The sequence below is a fragment of the Streptomyces sp. RLA131 genome (assembly GCF_056270125.1).
In genome coordinates, this window is sequence record NZ_JBWDOQ010000002.1 from 2850794 (window position 1) to 2867449 (window position 16656).

Annotated in this window: 13 protein-coding genes; 2 read left to right on the forward strand and 11 right to left on the reverse strand. The window is 70.4% G+C overall.

Annotated features, from left to right (window positions below):
* Positions 1–11: 11 nt before the first annotated feature.
* The 10 genes from RWE79_RS13940 to RWE79_RS13985 all read right to left on the reverse strand — a co-directional run bounded on the left by RWE79_RS13940 (position 12) and on the right by RWE79_RS13985 (position 13228).
* Complete coding sequence (locus RWE79_RS13940) at positions 12–1553, reverse strand: CYTH and CHAD domain-containing protein (protein ID WP_475940388.1); 1542 nt, start codon at positions 1551–1553, stop codon at positions 12–14.
* Between the two features lie 61 nt (positions 1554–1614).
* Entirely contained in the window at positions 1615–2820 is a 1206-nt protein-coding gene (gene rodA / locus RWE79_RS13945; RefSeq protein WP_475940389.1) for a rod shape-determining protein RodA, read from the reverse strand.
* Complete coding sequence (mrdA, locus tag RWE79_RS13950; protein WP_475940390.1) at positions 2820–5039, reverse strand: penicillin-binding protein 2; 2220 nt, start codon at positions 5037–5039, stop codon at positions 2820–2822. The genes rodA and mrdA overlap by 1 nt, the downstream gene beginning before the upstream one ends.
* Positions 5036–5674: a rod shape-determining protein MreD gene (gene mreD, locus RWE79_RS13955; protein WP_475940391.1), complete on the reverse strand. Its 639-nt coding sequence runs from the start codon at positions 5672–5674 to the stop codon at positions 5036–5038. The genes mrdA and mreD overlap by 4 nt, the downstream gene beginning before the upstream one ends.
* 117 nt (positions 5675–5791) lie before the next feature.
* Complete coding sequence (gene mreC, locus RWE79_RS13960) at positions 5792–6739, reverse strand: rod shape-determining protein MreC (protein ID WP_475940392.1); 948 nt, start codon at positions 6737–6739, stop codon at positions 5792–5794.
* Between the two features lie 121 nt (positions 6740–6860).
* Positions 6861–7880, reverse strand: a complete 1020-nt coding sequence (locus RWE79_RS13965; RefSeq protein WP_475945799.1) for a rod shape-determining protein — start codon at positions 7878–7880, stop codon at positions 6861–6863.
* 277 nt (positions 7881–8157) lie between these two features.
* On the reverse strand, positions 8158–8571 hold the full coding sequence (gene ndk, locus RWE79_RS13970) for a nucleoside-diphosphate kinase (RefSeq protein WP_475940393.1): 414 nt from the start codon (positions 8569–8571) through the stop codon (positions 8158–8160).
* Positions 8572–8633: 62 nt separating this feature from the next.
* Positions 8634–8969, reverse strand: coding sequence for a DUF4233 domain-containing protein (locus RWE79_RS13975; RefSeq protein ID WP_475940394.1), 336 nt, complete (start codon positions 8967–8969; stop codon positions 8634–8636).
* A gap of 13 nt (positions 8970–8982) precedes the next feature.
* On the reverse strand, positions 8983–10467 hold the full coding sequence (gene folC, locus RWE79_RS13980; protein WP_475945801.1) for a bifunctional tetrahydrofolate synthase/dihydrofolate synthase: 1485 nt from the start codon (positions 10465–10467) through the stop codon (positions 8983–8985).
* A 139-nt stretch (positions 10468–10606) separates the two neighbouring features.
* Entirely contained in the window at positions 10607–13228 is a 2622-nt protein-coding gene (locus RWE79_RS13985; protein WP_475940395.1) for a valine--tRNA ligase, read from the reverse strand.
* Positions 13229–13343: 115 nt separating this feature from the next.
* On the opposite strand from RWE79_RS13985, the gene RWE79_RS13990 reads away from it, so the two are divergent.
* Both RWE79_RS13990 and RWE79_RS13995 read left to right on the forward strand, forming a co-directional pair.
* Positions 13344–14267 carry a hypothetical protein gene (locus RWE79_RS13990; protein ID WP_475940396.1) on the forward strand — a complete coding sequence of 308 codons (924 nt, stop codon included), beginning with the start codon at positions 13344–13346 and terminating at the stop codon, positions 14265–14267.
* Between the two features lie 92 nt (positions 14268–14359).
* Positions 14360–15187 (forward strand): hypothetical protein, encoded by an 828-nt coding sequence (locus RWE79_RS13995; protein ID WP_475940397.1) that lies wholly within the window; start codon positions 14360–14362, stop codon positions 15185–15187.
* Between the two features lie 94 nt (positions 15188–15281).
* Here the strand turns inward: RWE79_RS13995 and clpX are convergent, their stop codons facing one another.
* A complete protein-coding gene (gene clpX, locus RWE79_RS14000; protein WP_475940398.1) occupies positions 15282–16568 on the reverse strand; it encodes an ATP-dependent Clp protease ATP-binding subunit ClpX in 1287 nt (428 codons plus the stop codon).
* Positions 16569–16656 lie beyond the last annotated feature (88 nt).

The following is a 16656-nucleotide window of genomic DNA, read 5'->3' on the forward strand; positions in this document are numbered from 1 at the left end:
CACGCGGGCGATCACGCCGCGAGCCTGCCACGGTCCGACTTCCGCCAGACCTCGGGGAGCCGGGCCTCGGCCTCCAGCGCGAGGTCGCGCTCGCGCCGCGCGAGGGCGCCGAGGGCGGCGAGCTCCTGCTCGGCGGCGGCCTCGGCGCGTGCCTGCCCGGCGAGACGGTCGAGGGCCTCATGGGCGATGACGCTGTCCTGGTGCTCGCCCAGGAGTTGCTGGACGTGCTTCATGCGCCTGGTGTGCTTGACGGCGGGCTTGCCCAGCACCGGCCGGGCCGCCTCGCTGCTGTAGCGGGCGCGTTTGGCGGCCTTGCGGGCCTCGTGGAGGGCGAGGTCGCGCTCGTGGCCCGTGTCGAGGCCGAGGGCGTGATCGATGTCGCGGCGCAGCCGGCGGTGGTCACGGCGGACCGCCCTGGTGACGGCCTCGTGGGCGGGAGCGCCCGCGGCCTCCAGCAGCGGCGGGTCGGCGAGGAGCGCGTCGAGGGTGTCGAGGAGCGCGAAGTAGCGGGCGCCGTCCAACTCGCGCAGCAAGGTGGCGCGCGCGTCGGTGTGCGAGGGCCCGGAGCCCCCGCTCAACCGGGCGCGTACGGTCTCGGTGGCCTGCCCGGGGGGAAGCTCGGTGAGGCGCTGTACGAGCCGCTCGGCCAGGACCTCGCGGTCGCGTTCGGCGCCGAGGACCGCGGCGAGCCACTTCAGCTCGTCCCCGACGGGGTCGGTGACGGTACGGTCCAGTTCGCGCCGGAAGGACTTCAGGGCGCTGCGCAGGCGCCGGGTGGAGACGCGCATCTGGTGGACGGAGTCCTCCTCGTCGCGGCGCACGGCGGGGTCGTGGCCGGCGATGGCGCGTACCTGTTCGTGGAGATACGCCAGCACCGCGTCGCCGGCCGTGACCGGGGCGGCCGGCGGTTCGGCGGGCCGCGGCACGGCGGCCAGCCGGCCTCCCAGGGCCCGGGCGAGCTTGGAGGCGGAGGCGGAGCGGTGGATTCCGGCGGCCGCCAGCCGTTCCTCCACCGCGTCGAGCAGGTCGGTCCGGCCGGCGCCCATCAGCTCGACCTCGGTCTCGGTCCAGGTGACGTCCGGGGGCACCTCACGGGAGCCGGCCCGGGGGTGTCCGGCGGTGACACGGTCGTGGGCGATCTCGGCGAGCGGTTCCCCGTCCTCGTCGAGCAGATGGATCCGCCGCCGGGTGGTGCGCAGGCGTACCACCGGCTCCAGGGGACGTCCCCGGGTGTGGACGGCCACCTCGGCCGCCAGCTGCCGGGGGATGTGCCGGTCGTCCTGGCCCAGCGGGGCGTGCACCTCGGTGCGGGTGTCGGCCGCGGCGGTGGGGAGTTTGAGGTGCCAGCCGGCGTCGTCGCCGCCGGTGCGGCGGCGCAGGGTGGTGCGGTGGACGGCGAGCCGCAGGTCGGTGGTGTCGAAGTAGACGGCGTCCAGCTCGGCCGGGCCCAGGTCGCGGATCGCCGCCACCCCCGGCAGACCGCTCAGGTCGGGCTCGGTACTCTCCGTGACGGCTTCGTACTTGCGCTCGGTCTCCGGCATACGGTTCCCCATACAGGGAACGTAATCGGGGCCTTGGCCCACCGCAACGGGCCCGCCGGCCGCGGCCGGGCGTTCACGCAGACATGGGGCGCTGCATGCGCACGGCCTGCAGCAGCCCGACCGCGACCCACACGGCGAACATCGACGATCCGCCGTACGAGACAAAGGGCAGCGGCAGACCCGCGACCGGCATGATGCCCAGCGTCATGCCGATGTTCTCGAACGCCTGGAAGGAGAACCAGGCCACTATCCCGGCGGCGATGACCGTGCCGTACAGGTCGGTGGCGTCGCGGGCGATCCGGCAGGCGCGCCAGAGCACCACGCCCAGCAGGACGAGGATGAGGATGGCGCCGGCGAAGCCCAGCTCCTCCCCGGCCACGGTGAAGACGAAGTCGGTCTGCTGCTCGGGCACGAACTGGCCGGTGGTCTGGCTGCCGTGGAACAGGCCCTTGCCGAGCAGTCCGCCGGAACCGATCGCGATCCGCGCCTGGTTGGTGTTGTAGCCGACGCCGGCGGGGTCGAGCGCGGGGTTGGCGAAGGCGGCGAAGCGGTCGATCTGGTACTGGTCGAGAACGCCCAGCTGCCAGATGAGCACGGCGCCCGCCGTCCCGGTGCCGATCAGCCCCAGGACCCAGCGGTTGGAGGCGCCGGAGGCCAGCAGCACGCCCAGCACGATGACGGCCATGACCATCACGGAGCCCAGGTCGGGCATCAGCATGACGATGGCCATCGGGGCGATGGCGAAGCCCAGGGCCTGGGCGACGGTCCGGTGGTCGGGGTGCAGGCGGTCGCCGGCGTCCACCCGTGCGGCCAGCACCATCGCCATGCTCAGGATGATGGTCAGTTTGGTGAACTCCGACGGCTGGAGCGAGAAGCCGCCGCCGAGCACGATCCAGGCGTGCGCGCCGTTGACCGTGGAGCCCAGCGGCGTCAGCACCAGCAGCACCAAGACGACGGAGATGCCGTAGAGCACCGGCACCGCGCCGCGCAGCCTGCGGTGGCCCAGCACGATGGTGGCGGTCGCCAGGCAGAGGCCGATACCGGTGTTCATCAGGTGCCGCAGCAGGAAGTAGTACTGGTCGCCGTGGGTCAGTTCGGTGCGGTTGCGGGTCGCGGAGTACACCAGGGCGGTGCCGATCAGCGACAGGGCGACGGCGGCGGCCAGCAGCGGCCAGTCCAGCCGGCGCACCACCGAGTCACGGGCCAGCAGCCTGCCGACGGTGCCGCGCTGGGGGGTGAAGCGGCGGGTGCTGTAGCTGTGCGCGGAGGCGCCGGTCATCACCAGTACCTCCGTCCGAGCAGGTACTTCTCACTGCGGTCGGGGCTCAGCGCGGCCAGCGCCACGGTCCCGCCGCCGCCCGAGGGCACCCACGGGATGTCGTAGGACGCCTTCTGGGCCCGGCTGCCCTGTGCCGCCGTCACCGTGCCGTCGCCGTTGATCTTCGGCAGCCTGGTGACGGGGTGCGGCAGCAGCGCCTTCTTGTTGTCGATGGAGCCGTCCTTCTGGACGCCGTACATCGCCTCGTAGATCTTGCGCACGGCCGGGCCCGAACCGCCGGAGCCGGTACCGCCCTGGGAGATCGTCATGATGACCGCGTAGTCCTTGGAGTACGTGGTGAACCAGGAGGTGGTCTGCTTGCCGGCGACCTCGGCGGTACCGGTCTTGGCGTGCAGGGTGATCTTGTCCTGCGGCCAGCCGCCGAAGCGCCAGGCGGCGGTACCGCTGGTGACCACGCCCGCGAGCGCCTGGTTGATGTACTTCAGGGTCTTCTTGCTGTCCGGCGCCCGGCCGGTGACCTTCGGCTTGATCCGGGTGACCGTCCTGCCGTCGGCGCTGATCACGGCCTTGCCGATGCTGGGCTGGTAGAGGGTGCCGCCGTTGGCGATCGCGGAGTACACCCGGGCCATCTGGATCGGGGTGACGAGGGTGTCGCCCTGGCCGATGGCGTAGTTGACCGAGTCACCGGCACGCATCACATAGCCGTCGGTGCAGTTCTCGCGGGCGATCTCGCTGGCGTAGTCGTGCTTGTCGCTCTTGGCGACCTTGCACCAGTAGACCTTGTTGGCCTCGTAGTACGCCCGCTTCCACTGGCGGTCGGGGATCCGGCCCTCGACCTCGCCGGGCAGGTCGATGCCGGTCCGGGAGCCGAGACCGAACGCCTTGGCGGTCTTGTAGAACCAGTCCTTGGTGTGCTTCTTCGGCTTGGTGCCGCCGTCCTTGAGCCACTGGTCGTAGGACAGGCCGTAGAAGACCGTGTCGCAGGAGATCTCCAGGGCGTGGGCCAGGGTGATGGAGCCGGCGCTCTCGCCCTCGAAGTTCTTGAAGAGCCGGCCGCCGATGGTCATCGAGGACGGACAGGCGTAGCGGCCGTCGATGGAGTAGCCGGCGTTGACCGCGGCGGAGGTGGAGATCGGCTTGAAGGTGGAGCCGGGGGCGGACTGACCCTGTATGGCCCGGTTGAGCAACGGGTAGTTGGAGGACTTGCTCGTGAGCCTCTTGTAGTCCTTGGCGGAGATGCCGCCCACCCAGGCGTTGTTGTCGTACGTGGGCGCGCTGGCCATCGCGACGACCTGGCCGGTGTGCACGTCCATCACCACGACGGCACCGGAGTCCGCCTTGTAGTAGCTGCTGGTGACCTTGTCATAGGTCTTGCGGGCGTCCTTGATCGCCTGGGCGAGTTCCTTCTCGGCGACCGCCTGGACCCTGGAGTCGATGCTGGTGACCAGATTGCCGCCGGCCTGCGACTTGGTCTCGCCGGCCTTGCCGATGATCCGGCCGAGGTTGTCCACCTCGTAGCGGGTGACGCCGGCCGTGCCGCGCAGCTCGCTGTCGTACGTCTTCTCCAGGCCGGACCGGCCCACGGAGTCGGAGCGCAGCAGCGTCTTGCCCTTCTTCTCCGCGGTGGCGATCTCGTCGTCGGTGACGGGCGAGAGATAGCCGAGGACCTGGGCGGCCTTGGCGCCGCTGGGCGAGGAGTAGCGGCGTACGGCGGTGGGCTCGGCGGTGATGCCGGGGAAGTCCTCGCGGCGCTCCATGATCTGGAGGGCCTGCTGGGTGGTCGCCTCGTCGGTGATCGGGATCGGCTGGTAGGGCGATCCGTTCCAGCACGGCTTGGGCGTCTTGGAGTCGCAGAGCCGGACCTTGCTGCGGACGTCCTCGGTCTTCATGCCCAGGACGTCGGCGAGCCGGGTGAGGACGGCCTTGCCGTCGTCCTTCTGCTTCAGCAGGTCGGTACGGCTGGCGGAGACCACGAGGCGGGTCTCGTTGTCGGCGAGCGGCACGCCCTTGTCGTCCAGTATCGAGCCGCGCACGGCGGGGGTGACGACCTCCTGGACGTTGTTGCTGTTCGCCTGCTCGGTGTACTCGTCACCGTTGCGGATCTGGAGGTACCACAGGCGTCCGCCGAGGGTGAGGAGCAGCGACAGCACGATCATCTGGAGGATGACCAGCCGGATGGTGATCCGGGGCGTACGGCCCGTCTCGGGGATGTTGCTCACAGCCGGCGACCGCCCTTCGCGACTCCGGTGACCCGGCCGGCCCGGCCCAGCAGACCGGCGCGCTGGCCGCCGATACGGCTGGTGGTTCGCGAACCGCCGAAGCCGCCGAACCCGCCGGAGGCGTCCTCGGCCAGGGGATCGTTGTCGAGTCTGCGGGCCAGCGCCATGATCCAGGGAACGGTGAAGGGCGCGAGGAGCAGGTCGTACAGGGCCGCGGTGAACAGCAGTTGGCCGAGGCCGACGTGCTGGGCGGCGGTGTCGCCGACCAGGGCGCCGACGCAGGCGTAGAGCAGCGTGGAGCCGATCGCGGCGGCCACGACCACGAGCATGGGGCCGGCGGCGGTGCGCAACTGGCCGCTGTCGGGGCGGGCCAGGCCGGCGAGGTAGCCGATGATGCACAGCACCAGGGCGTAGCGGCCGGCCGCGTGGTCGGCGGGCGGGGCGAGGTCGGCGAGCAGACCGGCCCCGAAGCCGACGAGGGCGCCGCCCACGTGCCCGTAGGTGAGGGCGAGGCCGACGACGGTCAGCAGCAGCAGGTCCGGGACGGCGCCGGGTAGTTGGAGCCGGGCCAGGACGCACACCTGGACGACCAGGGCCACGACGACGAGTCCGGCGGACAGGAACACACGCCTCATGCGATCTCCCCTCCCGTGCGTACCGCGGACGCCGGGTGTACGGCTCGGCCGGTCGCGGTGTGGTCGGTGCGGGCGCTGTGGTCGGCGCGGTGCTGCACATGCGGCGAACGCATCGGGTCAGTTCCCCCCTGCCGGGCTGGAGCCCGCGGAACCGGTCGGTTCGGTGCTGGGCGTGACGGTGACCGTGACGGTCGGCGCCGGAGTGGGCTTGGCGGGGAGCACCGAGTCGCGCGGGTCCTTGCGCGGCGCCTGTACGACGACCCCGACGATGTCGAGCTTGCTGAAGCCCACGAACGGCCTGACCTCGATGGTCTTGGTGAGGTTGCCCGAGGACGGGTTGACCTTGGTGACGGTGCCGACCGGGACGCCCGGCACGAACGGCTTGTCGGCCTGCGAGCCGAAGGTGACCAGCCGGTCGCCCTTCCGGACGTCGGCCTTGCCGTTGAGCAGCGAGACCCGCATCGCGCGGCCGCCCTGGCCGGTGGCGAAGCCCAGCTCGGAGGTCTTCTCCAGCCGGGTGCCGACGGTGAAGTCCGGGTCGCAGGCGAGCAGCACGGTCGAGGTGGACGGGCCGACGGTGGTGACCCGGCCGACCAGGCCGTCGCCGTTGAGGACGGTCATGTCGCGCTCGATGCCGTCGCCGCTGCCGGCGTCGATGGTGACGGTCCAGGAAAAGCCCTGCGCGGCCCCTATGGCGATCACCTGGGCGCCCTTGACTCGGTACTGGCCGGACGCCGCCGTCTTCAGCAGCCTGTCGAGCTCCTTGGCCCGGGCCCGGGTGGTGTCCTTGCTGCCCAGTTCCTGCTTGAGCTGGGCGTTCTCCCGCTCCAGCTCGCCGATCTTGTCGCTGTTGGATCCGGAGTGCCGCACCGCCGCTATGGCGTTGCCCACCGGGTTGACGGCCGCGGCGACCCCGTTCTCGACCGGACCGAAGACGGTGGCCGCCGCCGAGCGGGCGCCGTCCAGCGGCGACGACTCGCCGCCTCGGATGTCCACGGTGATCAGCGCGAACGCGATCGCCACCAGCAGCACCAGCAGCAGCCGGCTCTCTCGTGTGTCCCTCACGGGGGCGAGTCCGTGCCTTCCTCGTCGGTTTGCGCGTGTGTGTGCCGGGGGTACAACGATCCGGCGTACGGACCGGCAGTCACCCGTCACCCGTACGAGGGATCTTACGAAGGCATTCGCGTCATCTGCGCGGTGAGGCGTCCAGCACCTGCTGGAGCGCCTCGAACTCCTCGACGCACTTGCCCGCGCCGAGCGCGACGGAGTTCAGCGGGTCCTCGGCGATGTGGATCGGCATGCCGGTCTCGTGGCGCAGCCGCTCGTCCAGACCGCGCAGCAGGGCGCCGCCGCCGGCCAGCACGATGCCGCGGTCCATGATGTCGCCGGACAGCTCGGGCGGGCACTTGTCGAGCGTGGTCTTCACCGCGTCGACGATGGCGTTGACCGGCTCCTCGATGGCCTTGCGGACCTCGGTGGCGGAGATCACCACCGTCTTGGGCAGTCCGGAGACGAGGTCGCGGCCGCGGATCTCGGTGTGCTCGTCCTTCTTCAGGTCGAACGCGGAGCCGATGGTCAGCTTGATGGACTCGGCGGTGCGCTCACCGAGGAGGAGCGAGTACTCCTTCTTGATGTGCTGGATGATCGCGTTGTCCAGCTCGTCGCCGGCCACCCTGATCGACTGGGCGGTGACGATCCCGCCGAGTGAGATCACCGCGACCTCGGTCGTGCCGCCGCCGATGTCGACCACCATGTTGCCGGTGGCCTCGTGCACCGGGAGTCCGGCGCCGATCGCGGCGGCCATCGGCTCCTCGATGATGTGCACCGTGCGGGCACCGGCCTGGGTCGCCGCCTCGATCACGGCGCGGCGCTCGACGCCGGTGATACCGGAGGGAACACAGACCACCACGCGCGGGCGGGCCAGATAGCGGCGCTTGTGGATGGTCACGATGAAGTGGCGCAGCATGCGTTCGGTGATCTCGAAGTCCGCGATCACGCCGTCCTTGAGAGGGCGGACCGCGACAATGTTGCCGGGGGTCCGGCCGATCATCTTCTTCGCCTCGGCGCCGACCGCGAGAATGCCGCCGGTGTTGGTGTTGATGGCGACCACGGATGGCTCGTTGAGAACGATCCCGCGACCCCTGACGTACACCAGCGTGTTGGCGGTCCCGAGGTCGACAGCCATGTCACGGCCGATGAACGACATGTTGTTCGCCATGAGGATACGTCTGGCCTTCCCGAGCTGGAGCGGTGTGGGGTGGGAGGTTGGAGCGGCGGGTTCCATCGTAGTCGCGCCCGCCGGGACACGGGTTTCCGGGTACCGCCGCCATTGTCATCAGAACACACAGCGCACCCCAGTAATGGTGACGCCGTGTCGGCGGAATTGGTTCCCGGTTGACCGCCGCATATGCAGGTGGGCGGCCGAAAAATATTTCCGGCCGCCCGTTGCGCTGATCGAGCGTCAGGAGTGGATCAGAAGTGGATCAGGCCTGGCCGGGGTGGAAGATCTTGATCTCGCGCTCGGCGGACTCCTCGGAGTCCGAGGCGTGGATCAGGTTCTCCCGCACGATCGTGCCGAAGTCGCCGCGGATGGAGCCCGGCGCCGCCGCGATCGGGTCGGTGGGGCCCGCCAGGGCCCGTACGCCCTCGATGACGCGCTCGCCCTCGACGACGGCGACCACGACCGGGCCGGAGAGCATGAAGTCCACCAGCGGCTCGTAGAACGGCTTGCCGACGTGCTCGGCGTAGTGCGACTCCAGGGTGGCCCGGTCCAGGGTGCGCAGCTCCAGCGCGGTGACACTCCAGCCGTCCTTGCGCTCGATACGGCCGATGATCTCGCCGATCAGGCCACGGCGGACGGCGTCCGGCTTGAGGATGACGAGGCTGCGCTGGGACACGGATCTGCTCCTAGATGCTGGGTGCAAGGTACGACGACATTACAAGGCGTGTCGCGGCCCGCTCAGGCGGCCTGTACCGCATGCCTGGCCTTGGCCTCGTCGATCCTGCGGCCGTAGTGGACCGAGGCCCACCACAGGGCGGCGAAGACCGCCCCCAGGAAGAACATCGTCGGCAGGACGAAGCCGCTCGCGACCAGGCCGGCCTGCAGCACCCAGCCGCCCGCCAGACCGCCCGGCCGGGTGAGCACCCCGCACAGCAGCACGCACAGCACCATCGCCACGCCGCTCACCGTCCACACGGTGGCGGCCGTCAGGCCGGGCTGCTTCATCGCGACGAGACCGGCGAAGCCGATCACGAAGAACTCACCGATCAGAGTGCTCGCGCACAGCGTCCGCATTGCTTTCCACCGCTCACTTCCGGCCCAGCAGCAGCCGGGCCTCTCCCACCGTGATCACCGAGCCGGTGACCAGTACGCCGGCCCCGGAGAACTGGCCCTCTTCCTCCGCGAGCGTGATCGCCGCCTCCAGCGCGTCGTCGAGCCGGGGCTCGACCTGCACCCGGTCGTCGCCGAAGACCTCGACCGCGATCGCCGCCAGCTCGTCCACGTCCATGGCGCGGAAGGTCGAGTTCTGCGTCACCACGACCTCGGAGAACACCGGCTCGAACGCCTCCAGCAGCCCGCGGACGTCCTTGTCACCGCTCGCCCCGACGACACCCACCAGATGGGTGAACCCGAAGGACTCCGCGACCGCCGACGCCGACGCCCGCGCGCCCGCCGGGTTGTGCGCCGCGTCCAGCACGACGGTCGGGCTGCGCCGTACGACCTCCAGCCGGCCCGGCGAGGTGACGTTGGCGAAGGCCGAACGGACCGTGTCGATGTCCAGGGTCCGGGCGTGCGAGGTGCCGATGCCGAAGAAGGCCTCGACGGCCGCCAGCGCCACCGCCGCGTTGTGGGCCTGGTGCTCGCCGTGCAGCGGCAGGAACACCTGCTCGTACTCGCCGCCCAGCCCACGCAGTGTCAGCATCTGCCCGCCGACCGCCACCTCGCGGTGCGCGATCCCGAACTCCATGCCCTCGCGGGCCACCGTGGCGTCCACCTCGACGGCCTTGCGCAGCAGCACCTGCGCCGCGTCCACGGGCTGCTGGGCCAGGACGACGGTGGCGTCCTTCTTGATGATCCCGGCCTTCTCCTGGGCGATCTCGGCCGGCGTCCCGCCGAGGCGGTCGGTGTGGTCCAGCGAGATCGGCATCACCACGGCCACCGAGCCGTCCACCACGTTGGTGGCGTCCCAGCTGCCGCCCATGCCGACCTCGACCACGGCCACATCCACCGGCGCGTCGGCGAACGCGGCATAGGCCATGCCCGTCAGCACCTCGAAGAACGACATCCGGTGCTGCTGCGCGGCGTCCACCATCTCGACGTACGGCTTGATGTCGCCGTAGGTCTCGATGAACTTCTCCGCCGCGATCGGCGCGCCGTCCAGGCTGATCCGCTCGGTGACGGACTGCACATGCGGGCTGGTGTACCGCCCGGTGCGCAGGTCGAAGGCGAGCAGCAGCTGCTCGATCATGCGGGCGGTGCTGGTCTTGCCGTTGGTGCCGGTGATGTGGATCGCCGGATACGAACGCTGCGGCTCGCCCAGGATGTCCGTCAGCGCCGTCATCCGGTCGAGTGACGGCTCAAGTTTCGTCTCGCCCCAGCGGTCGGCCAGCTCGGCCTCGACCGCGCGCAGGGCCTTGTCCAGTCCGGGGTCCTTGGGACGGGTCGGCACCCCGTCGTCCTGCGATGCGGTGCCGCCCGCACGGAGGGTGCGGCTGCCCGCCTCGATCACGGCCAGGTCCGCTTCGCGGTCGGGCGTCACGCCGTCGTCGTCGGTGGACAGGGCGTCGAGCAGGGAATCGTCATCCTCGGGGCGCGTACTCACGGTGCCCAGTCTACGGAGCCGCGCGCCGCGCGGTGCGCACGGCCTTCGGCCGCGCCTTGCCCCCGGTCGCCGGACGGGCCGGATTCCCGGCCCGCCCGGCGATTCGAGGTCAGGCCTGCGGCAGCGAGGCCAGCTGGGCGGTGATGCGGGCGATGTCGGCCTCGGCGGCGGCCAGGCGGGCACGGATCTTGCCGACGACCGGCTCGGGCGCCTTCGCCAGGAACGCCTCGTTGCCGAGCTTGGCGTTGGCCTGGGCCTTCTCCTTCTCGGCGGCGGCGAGGTCCTTGGCGAGGCGCTTGCGCTCCGCCGCGACATCGATCGTGCCGGACAGGTCGAGGGCGACCGTCGCGCCGGCCACCGGCAGGGTGGCGGTGGCGGTGAAGGTCTCCCCCTCCGGCTGGAGTCGGAGGATCTGGCGGACCGCCGGCTCGTGCGCGTCCAGACCGGTGCCGGCCAGGTCGAGGCGGGCCGGGACCTTCTGGCCGGGCTGGAGGCCCTGGTCGGCGCGGAAGCGGCGGACCTCGGTGATCAGGGACTGGACGGCGCCGATCTCGGCCTCGGCGGCCGGGTCACGGAAGCCGGAGTCGCCCGGCCAGGCGGCGACGACCACGGTCTCGCGACCGGTGAGCGTCGTCCACAGCGTCTCGGTGACGAACGGCACGACCGGGTGCAGCAGCCGCAGCAGCACGTCGAGCACCTCGCCCAGCACCCGCCCGGAGACCTCCGCCGGGCGGCCGCCGGCGATGAAGGTGGTCTTGGACAGCTCGACGTACCAGTCGAAGACCTCGTCCCACGCGAAGTGGAACAGGGCGTCGCTGAGCTTCGCGAACTGGTAGTCGTCGTAGAGCGCGTCGGCCTCGGCGACGGTGGCGTTGAGCCGGGACAGGATCCAGCGGTCGGCCGCCGACATCTCCTCGGCCGCCGGCAGGGCGCCTTCCACGGTCGCGCCGTTCATCAGCGCGAAGCGGGTCGCGTTCCAGATCTTGTTGGTGAAGTTACGGGAGCCCTGGACCCAGTCCTCGCCGATCGGCACGTCCGTGCCGGGGTTGGCGCCCCGCGCGAGCGTGAAACGCAGCGCGTCCGACCCGTACTTGTCCATCCAGTCCAGCGGGTCGACGACGTTGCCGAAGGACTTGGACATCTTCTTGCCGCGCTCGTCGCGCACCAGGCCGGTGAGGGCGATGGTGTGGAAGGGGGCGACCCCGTCCATCGCGTACAGGCCGAACATCATCATCCGGGCGACCCAGAAGAAGATGATGTCGTGGCCGGTCACCAGCACGTCGGTGGCGTAGAACTTCTCCAGGTCCGGGGTCCGCTCCGGCCAGCCGAGGGTCGAGAACGGCCACAGGCCGGAGGAGAACCAGGTGTCCAGGACGTCGGAGTCCTGCGTCCAGCCCTCGCCCGACGGCGGCTGCTCGTCGGGGCCGACGCAGACGACCTCACCGTCGGGGCCGTACCAGACGGGGATCCGGTGACCCCACCACAGCTGGCGCGAGATGCACCAGTCGTGCATGTTGTCGACCCACTGGAAGTAGCGGCCGGACATCTCCTGCGGGTGGATCCTCGTGCGCCCGTCGCGCACCGCGTCACCGGCGGCCTTCGCCAGCGGCTCGACCTTGACCCACCACTGCAGGGACAGCCGGGGCTCGATGATCGTCCTGCAGCGCGAGCAGTGGCCCACGGCATGGACGTACGGGCGCTTCTCGGCGACGATCCGGCCCTGCGAGCGCAGCGCGCCGACCACGGCGTCCCGGGCCTCCAGCCGGTCCAGGTCCTGGAACGGGCCGTGGACGGTGATGCGCGCGTGCTCGTCCATGATCGTCAGCGACGGCAGGTTGTGCCGCTGGCCGATCTCGAAGTCGTTGGGGTCGTGGGCCGGCGTCACCTTGACCGCGCCGGTGCCGAACTCCGGGTCCACGTGCTCGTCGGCGACGATCGGGATCCGGCGGCCGGTGAGCGGCAACTCGATCTCGGTGCCGACCAGATGGCGGTAGCGCTCGTCGTCGGGGTGGACGGCGACGGCGGTGTCGCCGAGCATCGTCTCGGCCCGGGTGGTGGCCACGACGATGGAGTTCTCGCCCTCGCCGTACCGGATGGAGACCAGTTCGCCGTCGCGGTCCTCGTGCTCGACCTCGATGTCGGAGATGGCCGTCAGACAGCGCGGGCACCAGTTGATGATGCGCTCGGCGCGGTAGATCAGCCCGTCGTCGTACAGCTTCTTGAAGATCGTCTGGACGGAGCGCGACAGCCCCTCGTCCATGGTGAAGCGCTCACGCGACCAGTCCACGCCGTCGCCGAGCCGGCGCATCTGGCCGAGGATCCTGCCGCCGTACTCCTCCTTCCACTGCCACACGCGGTCGACGAAGGCCTCGCGTCCCAGGTCGTGCCGGGACTTGCCCTCCTCGGCGAGCTGCTGCTCCACCTTGTTCTGGGTGGCGATGCCCGCGTGGTCCATGCCGGGCAGCCACAGCGCCTCGAAGCCCTGCATCCGCTTGCGGCGCGTGAGGGCGTCCATCAGCGTGTGCTGGAAGGCGTGGCCCAGGTGGAGGCTGCCCGTGACGTTCGGCGGCGGAATGACGATGGTGTACGGCTTCTTGTCGCTCTTCGCGTCGGCCTCGAAGTAACCGCGCTCCACCCAGCGCTCGTACAGCTGCCCCTCTACCTCGGCCGGCGCGTACTGGGTCGGCAGTTCGGTGGGGGTGGCTGCGGGCTGCTGAGGGTTCTCGGTCACAACGGTCAGTCTACGGGCGCACCGCGCCGCGTTACGAATCCGTTCCCGCCCCGCGGCGGGGGCGGGAACGGGGATCCGGGAGGATGACGCATCACACAGCGAGGGGAATCCGACGATGAGCTTCAACCAGCCTCCGCCACCGCCCGGTTACGGCTACGGCGGCCAGCCCGGTCCGTACGGGCAGCCGCAGCCGTATCCGCCGCAGCAGCAGCCGTATCCGCCGCAGCCCAACCCGTACGCGCAGCCGCAGCCACAGCAGCCACAGCCACAGCCCAATCCGTATGCGCAGCCGCAGCCGCAGTCGCCGCAGCCGCAGCCACAGCAGCCGTACGGCTACGGATACCCGCCGCCGCCCCCGCCACCGGCGGCGAAGGGCCGGGGGCGGACGGTCGGCATCGTGATCGGCGTGGTGGTGGCCGTGGCGGTGATCGGCGGTGGCGTCCTCGCCCTCACGGGCGGCGGGAGCAGCGGCGGCGACAGCGCCGACGACGGAAAGAAGTACAAGCTGACGACACCGGCGACGGTCGCCGGGACCTTCAAGCGCGACGGCGCGGGCCGGAACGACAGCGACCTGGACGCCGACGACAAGAAGGACCTCGACAAGGTCCCCGGTATCACCGACCCGCACCCGGTACAGGCCGACTACGAGGGCGGCAACAAGGCCGCGCTCCAGTTCACCGGCGTGTACGGCACGGTGGCGCAGCCGGAACAGGCCGTCGACGCGCTGTTCCTGGTCATCGCCGAGTCCATCAAGAGCGACGACGACAAGGCCGAGGCCATCGGCAGCCCCGGGACGGTTACCCCGGAGGGCCTGGACGGCGGGGCCGTGATGAAGTGCCAGGTCTTCAAGACCACCGTCGACTCCTCCGGCAGCAGCACCGCGATCAACATCCCGGTCTGCATATGGGGGGACACCAGCACGGTCGGCATGGTGCTGGACCTCGACCCGGTGGCCGCCGTCACCGGCAGCACCTCCACCGACGCGGCGGCGCTGCTGACCGCGAAGGTGCGCGGCGACACCCGCGTCGCGATCGGTTAGCACCGCGACCGGGGCACGGCCCCGACGTAAGGGCGGGTCAAGCGATCCGCGAGGATGTCTGTGAGACAGCTGTATCACGAGGGGAATCTCGCATGAGCTACAACCAGCCGCCGCCGCAGCCCGGTTACGGTGGCCAGCCCGGTCCGTACGGCCAGCCCGGTCACCCCCAGCAGCCCGCGCAGCCCGCACCGGGCTACGGCTACCCGCCCCAGCAGCCGGGCGGCTACCCGCAGCAGGCGCCGTACGGACAGCAGCCGCCCTACGGACAGCAGCCCCCGTACGGCCAGCAGCCCGCCCCCGGCGGCTGGGGTGCCCCTCCCCCGCCCCCGTCGGGCGGCGGCAAGGGCAAGGTCATCGGCATCGTCATCGGCGTGGTGGCCGTCCTGGGCATCGTCGGCGGCGGCATCGCCGTCCTGGTGAACAGCGGCGGCGGCAGCGGCGGCGACTACAAACTGACGACCCCGGCCACCGTGCTCGGCGGCACGTACTCCAAGGACGACAGCAAATCGCTCCCCGCCACCCAGTCCGGCAGCGACGAGTACATCAGCGGCGGGAAGTCCGTCACCTCCGTCTACAAGAGCGATGACGCCCAGCTGTCGTTCGGCGGTGCCTACGGCTCCATAGACGACCCCGAGGCCACCGCCGACAAGATGCTCTCGTCGGCCCTGTCGGACACTAGCGCGACCAAGCAGACGCCGTCCGGCCTGGACAGCGGCATCACCCTGAAGTGCGGCGAGAAGGACTACGGCGTCTTCAAGTCCCCGTTCTGCGTCTGGGCGGACAGCAGCACGACCGGCCTGCTGATGTACACGCCCAGTACGGAGGCGGCGGCCTCCGGCAAGATCCCGGACTCCCCGTCGGTCTCCGACTTCGCCGACACCACCGCGAAGTTCCTCGGCGAGGTGCGCGTCGCGAACTGAGCCGCCCGCCCCGGCCCGTCGCAGCACGAAGGGGGCGCCCGGAGATTTCCGGGCGCCCCCTTTCGCGTGCGCGCTGCGTGCTGCTCGCTGCGCGCTATGCGCTCTTCTGCTCGCCCTTGCCGACGATGCGCGGCTCGCGCGGCACCAGGGTCGGGTTGACGTTGGAGTGGACGACGTCCTCGGTGATGACGACCCGGGCGACGTCCTTGCGCGAGGGCACCTCGTACATCACGGACATCAGCACCTCCTCCATGATGGCCCGCAGCCCGCGCGCGCCGGTCTGGCGGAGGATCGCCTGGTCGGCGATGGCCTCAAGCGCGGCACGCTCGAACTCCAGCTCCACGCCGTCGAGTTCGAAGAGCCGCTCGTACTGCTTGACGAGCGCGTTGCGCGGCTCGATGAGGATCTGCAGCAGCGCCTCGCGGTCCAGGTTGTGGACGCTGGTGATGACCGGGAGGCGGCCGATGAACTCGGGGATCATGCCGAACTTGACCAGATCCTCGGGCATGACCTCCTGGAACTGGTCGGAGGCCTGGATCTCGCGCTTGGAGCGGATGGTGGCTCCGAAGCCGATGCCCTTGGCGCCGGCCCGCGACTCGATGATCTTCTCCAGGCCGGCGAAGGCGCCGCCGACGATGAAGAGGACATTGGTCGTGTCGATCTGGATGAACTCCTGGTGGGGGTGCTTGCGCCCGCCCTGCGGGGGCACCGACGCGGTGGTGCCCTCCAGGATCTTCAGCAGGGCCTGCTGCACGCCCTCGCCGGAGACATCCCGGGTGATCGAAGGATTTTCACTCTTCCGGGCGACCTTGTCGATCTCATCGATGTAGATGATCCCGGTCTCGGCCTTCTTGACGTCGTAGTCGGCCGCCTGGATCAGCTTCAGCAGGATGTTCTCGACGTCCTCGCCGACATACCCCGCCTCGGTCAGGGCGGTGGCGTCCGCGATGGCGAAGGGCACGTTCAGCATCCGGGCCAGGGTCTGGGCCAGCAGGGTCTTGCCGGAGCCGGTGGGGCCCAGCAGCAGGATGTTGGACTTGGCCAGTTCGATGGCGTCGTCGTGACCCCGCCCGCCGCTGTTCTCGCCGGCCTGGACGCGCTTGTAGTGGTTGTAGACCGCGACGGAGAGCGCCTTCTTCGCCGGCTCCTGGCCGACGACGTAGCTCTCCAGGAACTCGTAGATCTCGCGCGGCTTGGGAAGGTCTTCCCAGCGCACTTCGGAGGACTCCGCGAGCTCCTCCTCGATGATCTCGTTGCAGAGGTCGATGCACTCGTCGCAGATGTACACACCGGGCCCTGCGATGAGCTTCTTCACCTGCTTCTGGCTCTTTCCGCAGAATGAGCACTTCAGCAGGTCGCCGCCGTCACCGATGCGTGCCACGAGGTGTTTCCCCTTCGCCTGGGTCCCGTCGGCTACGACGAGTCCTGGTGCTTGCCTATCGACGGTACCTTGCCGGGACCCCGGTACG